Annotated in this window: 5 protein-coding genes and 1 pseudogene; 1 reads left to right on the top strand and 5 read right to left on the bottom strand. The window is 69.9% G+C overall.

Annotated elements, in window-relative coordinates; translation table 11 throughout:
* Nucleotides 1–92: 92 nt before the first annotated feature.
* Together V7050_RS17575 and V7050_RS17570 are read right to left on the bottom strand one after the other, a co-directional pair.
* Entirely contained in the window at nucleotides 93–836 is a 744-nt protein-coding gene (locus V7050_RS17575; protein ID WP_324368774.1) for a class I SAM-dependent methyltransferase, read from the bottom strand.
* 137 nt (nucleotides 837–973) lie between these two features.
* Nucleotides 974–1,258 (bottom strand): hypothetical protein, encoded by a 285-nt coding sequence (locus V7050_RS17570; RefSeq protein ID WP_324368772.1) that lies wholly within the window; start codon nucleotides 1,256–1,258, stop codon nucleotides 974–976.
* A gap of 354 nt (nucleotides 1,259–1,612) precedes the next feature.
* Between V7050_RS17570 and V7050_RS17565 the strand changes: the two genes are divergently transcribed.
* Nucleotides 1,613–2,248: a glutathione S-transferase family protein gene (locus tag V7050_RS17565; protein WP_324368770.1), complete on the top strand. Its 636-nt coding sequence runs from the start codon at nucleotides 1,613–1,615 to the stop codon at nucleotides 2,246–2,248.
* A 303-nt stretch (nucleotides 2,249–2,551) separates the two neighbouring features.
* Here V7050_RS17565 and V7050_RS17560 read toward each other — a convergent pair whose 3' ends face one another.
* The 3 genes and pseudogenes from V7050_RS17560 to V7050_RS17550 form a co-directional block, all read right to left on the bottom strand.
* Nucleotides 2,552–4,342, bottom strand: coding sequence for a hypothetical protein (locus V7050_RS17560; protein WP_324368768.1), 1,791 nt, complete (start codon nucleotides 4,340–4,342; stop codon nucleotides 2,552–2,554).
* A gap of 81 nt (nucleotides 4,343–4,423) precedes the next feature.
* Nucleotides 4,424–5,455 (bottom strand): Holliday junction branch migration DNA helicase RuvB, encoded by a 1,032-nt coding sequence (ruvB, locus tag V7050_RS17555; RefSeq protein ID WP_324368766.1) that lies wholly within the window; start codon nucleotides 5,453–5,455, stop codon nucleotides 4,424–4,426.
* A 4-nt stretch (nucleotides 5,456–5,459) separates the two neighbouring features.
* Nucleotides 5,460–5,700, bottom strand: a pseudogene (locus V7050_RS17550) (Holliday junction branch migration protein RuvA); the annotation flags it as partial.

Here is a 5,700-nt window from a genome sequence, read left to right as displayed (position 1 = left end):
GCCTCCGGCACGACGCGGGCGCTTCGCTTCCGCCCGGGCCGGGCGCTGCCCTCATTTCTTGGGCGGGACGCGCGAGGAAGAAAGAAAGAGCCTCAATCGCCATCACCCGCGACGACCGCCGAGACCAGCAGCATCATCGGCCGCTCCATCTCCTCCGCCAGTTCCGGCATCGCCGCGACCTGCCCCGGCGTGGGCGCGAATTCCTCGATCCGGTCGAGCGCGAATCCCGCGCCGATCAGCGCATTGACCGTGCTCGCCAGCGTCCGGTGATGCTTCACCACCCCCTCGGCGAACCAATCCGTCCGGCGCTCCCCCTCGACGGAATAGCCGTTGACCGGCCAGGTCTTGCGCCCGTCCTCGTCCAGCAGCCAATGCGGATGCGCCGCCGCCATGAAGATCGGATGCTCGATGGTGAAGACGAGGCTGCCGCCCGGCACCAGCGCCGCGCGGATCATGCGCACCAGCCGCCCGAAATCCCGCACGTAATGGAAAGTCAGCGCGCTGTAGACCAGATCGAACGCCCCCTCCGGCAGCACAAGTTCGTCGAGATCGGCGATGCGGTATTCGATCCCCGGATCCACCGTATCCGCCCGCGCCCGCGCGATCATGTTCCGCGACAGGTCGACCCCCAGCACCGAGGCCGCCCCCGCCGCGCGGAACCAGCGCGCCGCCCAGCCGAAACCGCAGCCCAGATCGGCCACCCGCCTGCCCGCCACATCGGGCAGCAGCGCCCGGATCGCTGGCCATTCCGGCGCCCCGTCCAGCCCCTGCACCTGCCGCGGCAAGCGGCTGTAGCCCGCGAAGAACTCGGGATTGTCGTAGATGTTCTGCGCCATGGTCGTCTCTGCCGGCCCGGGGCAAGCGGCCGCCGTTCCCCGCAGCCACATTCTTCCGCACCGGCGCCCCGAAACCGGGACGCCGGCCCAAGGGCACCGGCCGCACCGCCACCGGACGGCGCGGCCGGATCCTCGGCCTAGAGCGCCTCGAAGCTCGAGATGGAATTGTCGAGCTCGACCACGCAGCTGTAGCGCACCTCGCCCGCCGTCACCTCATGGACCGTCGCCCCGGACTTGGTGGTGGTCAGCGGCACCACCACCACCGTGGCCACGTCCACCCCGCCGACCGCCGCCGCCTGCGCCGCGCAGGCCTGCTCGGCCGCGCTCAGCACCGGCGCCGGCTCCGGCAGCGGCGCCTTCGGCGCGCAGGCCGCCATGACCACGGGCAGCGCCACCGCCGCCAGGATTCCGAACCTGTTCATGCCTCTTCCCCTCATTTTGACGATGCGTCCATTGCTCGCACCCTCCCCAACCTGCCACCCCCGCCCCCGCTCGACAACCGCCCGCCAAGGGCCAGCGGTCTTTGGCCGACGGCGCCGCAGACTGCCGAACCCGGCTGCACCACCTTCACGGCACGGGCGGCGACCGCCCGACCGACCGCGATACGGACCTGGAGACAGCCCCGCGACCCCGGATCCGCGATCGACGGACGAGACCGAGATGGAAATCTCCCTGCCCATGCCACAAACTCGCCGACAGGATGCGCAAGCGGCATCCCGTGGCCAGGGGCGCTTCGGGTCCACGGGCGACGACGGCGACGGAGATCGGGTGTCAACATGGCGGGCGAGCCAGGCTACAAGCTGTTCTGGGAGGCGCTTTCCGGCGCCATGGCGGTCGAGCTCTTCCTCGAACAGGCGGCGATCCCCTACGACCGCATCCCGATCGACATGGCGGCGGGCGAGCACCGGAGCGCGGCCTATCGCTCGCTCAATCCCACCGGCCAGGTCCCGGCGCTCATGCTCCCCTCCGGCCAGGTCATCGGCGAAAGCGCCGCGATCCTGCTGCTCCTGGGAGAGATCCATGCCGATTGCGGCCTCGTGCCGCCGCCCGGCGCCGAGGATCGCCCCGCCTTCCTGCGCTGGCTCGTCTACATGGCGGCCAGCCCCTACATGACCTTCGTGCAGTTCAATCATCCCGAACGCTTCATCGGCGAGACGAAGGCCCACGCAGCCCTGGTCGAAAACGCCAGGTCACGCCTCCTCGATCAATTCACCATGCTGGACGATGCCGCTTCGGGAGCGCCGCACTTCCTGCGCGGCGGGCTGACGGCGCTCGACCTCTACCTCTACATGCTCATCGAATTCTTCGGAGACCACGACGCCGTCTTCACCGGGCGAAACCGGCTCGCACGCCTGCACGATGCCGTCTCGACCCTCGAAAGCACCAGACGCGTGCGACCACGCCACGGCTGAGGCCGCTTCCGGCCGCAAACTCCAGGCAGCGCACACACCTGCCGGATTTCACCGCCGCAACAGAGCCGTCACATCTGCTGCTCATTCTCGCTTCTTCGACCTCACCTCCCCAAGATGAGGGCAGCGCCCGACCCGGGCGGAAGCGAAGCGCCCGCGTCGTGCCGCAAGGCACGTCTTCGGCGCGACGGGGCGGGTTGGGCGATGCCCGGCGGTACCCCCCGGGCCGGATGGTGGCACCGCCCCACCCGGAGCCCGAGGCGCGAACCATGCCCCCTTCGCGCGCCATTCAAAACGGAACCCACCTCAATCCGACTTCACCAACCCCGAGAACCCCGCCACCGCCAGCAGGCTGAGCGCCCAGCCCACCGCGATATGAACCCAGAGATAGCCCCGCGCCCACATGCCGCCCCATGTCCGGTCATCCGGTATCCAGAACCCCTGCATCTCCAGATCCACGATCGGCAGCAGCGTGTCCGCCGAATAGATGAAGGCATTGAACCGCGGATAGCTCGCCGCCCGCGGCTGTTCCAGGAAACACTGCACCTGCGTCTGCCCCACCGCATCGGCGTAACTCACCCACTCATCCGAGCGCAGGACCACCGGCGTGTTCGGCTTGATCGCCCCGTGCCCGCCCGCCAAAGCGAAGAAGAACCATCCCAGCAGGAAGATCCCGACCGCCCACATGGCCGCGCGCTCCGGCCGCCGACCATAGCCGATCGTCACCCCGACCAGCACGTCCCAGACCCTCAGGAGGTTGAGCCGCCACCAGTAGTCCCAGATCGGCGCCCGGGCCGCGCTGACCCGGTCGACCCGGTCCGTGGCGTCCGCTCCTCCGGCGACGCTCTCCGGATCGACGTCCCGCCCGTCGAGACGACGGTGCACCTCCGGCGACTTCCGTAGTTCTTCCAGGATGCACTCGCGCCTCGGATCGCTCGGCTGAAACCGGTCCAGGCTCGCGTCGATCTCCGGCTCGACGACCGCAATGCCGTCCCGCTCCACCCGCAATCGCAGACGCGCGCCCTCCAGCCGCGCCTGCCACGTCTCTCGCCGCGCCGCCCGCTGCAGGCACTCCTTCTCGACCAGCACGGTACGGGCATCCGCGCCATGGCCCATCTCGCGCAGCACCTTGGCGAGTTGCTCATAGGGTTGGGGCCAGAACTCCGAACCCCAGCGAGCCGGATCCTGCCGCAGGAGCCAATCGAGCCGTGCCATAGCATCGACGGGCGCATGCCCGCTGAATGCACCATACTGGCATCGGTCGAGAATAAGGTTTCCCTTGCCAGGCCAGGAGGCGGGCCGATCATTGATGCCGCCGAACTTCGCGGCAGAGAGGTCCAAGACTCCTTCGAATCTGGCGTTATTTCGCAGAAACAGGCGCCCGCCGACCCGCGAGCCTCCCAAATTCAATGCTTTGCCACCCGTGCAACTGGAAATGTTCGTCTGGAACATCGCCCCGTCGCATTCGAGGTTCCCACCCAGCTTCGCCCCGAGCAGCCGCACTTCCCCGATCGCCTCGACGCCTCGCAGGAACACGTCCCCCCCGGCCTCCAGCCGGTCGTCGGAGAACGATTTCCCCGGCTTGCCCTCCGCGTCCTTCTCCGCCCGGAACGTCGCCCCGTTGCAGTCGAGGCTTCCGCCCAGCTTCGCCCCGAGCAGCCGCACTTCCCCGCTCGCCTCGACACCATCCAGGAACACGTTGCCCCCGGCGTGCAGCCGGTCGGCGGAGAGCCCGGGCAAACGACTCCCGCTGAGGAACAGGTTGCTCAGTTCGGCCGAAAGCAGAACCGGGCTTTCCTCGAAGCGACAATCGATCAGCGCGAGGTCCCGGAGCTCCCGGCACCCTTCCAGATCGAGGCGATCCGGAATCCACGCGCCGCGGATCCGCAGACCCTTTTCGTGCAGCCGGTACTTCGGGTCGGGATCGTCCCCGAGCAGCAGCAGCCGGATCAGTACGGCCCGCACCCGGCGTTTCTCGTCGCCCTGCTCCGGAACCGTCTCGCCGATGTCGATGACTTCGCCGGTATCGAGTTCGTCCAGCATCTTCCGCTCGGCGTCGGACAACTCACCCAGATCGCTGACCCTGCGAACCACCATGGCGCCTTCCACACCTCCCGCGCCGGACCGGCCGGCTGACAATATTGAAGGCGAAGCCGAACGAAATCCGGCAGCCGCGCCCTACCCGTCAAAGAGATCGTCCATCGGCCCCGCCGCGCGCGGCGCCGTCAGGCCCAGATGGGTCCAGGCCTTCGCGGCCAGAATGCGGCCGCGCGGGGTGCGCTGGATCAGGCCCTGCTGCAAAAGGAAGGGCTCGATCACCTCCTCGATGGCGTCGCGCGGCTCGGCGAGCGCGGCGGAGATCGTCTCCACCCCCACCGGCCCGCCGCCGTAGTTCTCGGCCAGAAGCGTCAGGTAGCGCCGGTCGGCGCCGTCGAGCCCGAGGTCGTCGACCCCGAGCCGGGTCAGCGCCCGGTCGGCGATCGCCTTGGTCACCCGGCCCTCGCCCTCGACGATGGCGAAATCGACCACCCGGCGCAGCAGCCGCCCGGCAATGCGCGGCGTGCCGCGGGCGCGCCGCGCGATCTCCTGGGCGCCGTCGGGCGTGGCATCCGCCTTCAGGAGCCGCGCGAGCCGGGTGACGATGGTGACGAGCTCGCCGACCTCGTAGAATTCGAGCCGCGTCGGAATGCCGAAGCGGTCCCGCAGCGGCGTTGTCAGCAGCCCCAGCCGGGTGGTGGCGCCCACCAGCGTGAAGGGCTGCAGCTCGATGCGCACAGTGCGCGCCGCCGGCCCCTCGCCGATGACCAGGTCGAGCTGGAAATCCTCCAGCGCGGGATAGAGGATCTCCTCCACCGCCGGGTTCAACCGGTGGATCTCGTCGATGAAGAGCACGTCGCGGGCGTCGAGATTGGTCAGGATCGCCGCCAGATCCCCGGCCTTGGCCAGCACCGGCCCGGAGGTCATGCGGAAATTCACCCCGAGCTCGCGCGCCACGATCTGCGCCAGCGTGGTCTTGCCGAGGCCCGGCGGCCCGTGGAAGAGCGCATGGTCCATCGCCTGGCCGCGCCGCCGCGCGCTCTCAATGAAGACCGCGAGATTGGCGCGGGCGGCGCGCTGACCGATGAATTCCCCGAGCGTCTGCGGCCGCAGGGCGCGGTCGGCATCCTCGGGCAAGGGATCGGGGCGGAGCGCGGGATCGGGATCGGCCATGGGCTCAGGCCTTGGGCGCCAGGCGGCGCAGCGCGGCGCGGATCAGCGCCGGGGTCGCGGCCGCGGGATCGGCCTCCGCCGCCTCGAGCACCGCCGCCGCCGCTTCGCCCTGGCCGTAGCCGAGATTGGCCAGCGCCGAGAGCGCATCGGCCTGGGCCTGCGCCCCCTCCGCACCCGCGGGCGCCGGGGCGGGCGCAACCGCAGGGGCCGGCGCCTCGCCCGCGCCGCCCGCCCCGGCCAGAGCC

It is taken from the genome of Amaricoccus sp. (genome assembly GCF_036846665.1).
Taxonomy (GTDB): Bacteria; Pseudomonadota; Alphaproteobacteria; order Rhodobacterales; family Rhodobacteraceae; genus Amaricoccus.
Note: the sequence above shows the minus strand (reverse complement) of the source record. Positions and strands in the feature narration are given on the sequence as shown.

Bases quoted from the DNA above. Each gene is read 5' to 3' on its own strand.
- V7050_RS17560 (WP_324368768.1), bottom strand. From the start codon at position 4,342: ATGGTGGTTCGCAGGGTCAGCGATCTGGGTGAGTTGTCCGACGCCGAG.
- V7050_RS17575 (WP_324368774.1), bottom strand. From the start codon at position 836: ATGGCGCAGAACATCTACGACAATCCCGAGTTCTTCGCGGGCTACAGC.
- ruvB (WP_324368766.1), bottom strand. From the start codon at position 5,455: ATGGCCGATCCCGATCCCGCGCTCCGCCCCGATCCCTTGCCCGAGGAT.
- V7050_RS17570 (WP_324368772.1), bottom strand. From the start codon at position 1,258: ATGAACAGGTTCGGAATCCTGGCGGCGGTGGCGCTGCCCGTGGTCATG.
- V7050_RS17565 (WP_324368770.1), top strand. From the start codon at position 1,613: ATGGCGGGCGAGCCAGGCTACAAGCTGTTCTGGGAGGCGCTTTCCGGC.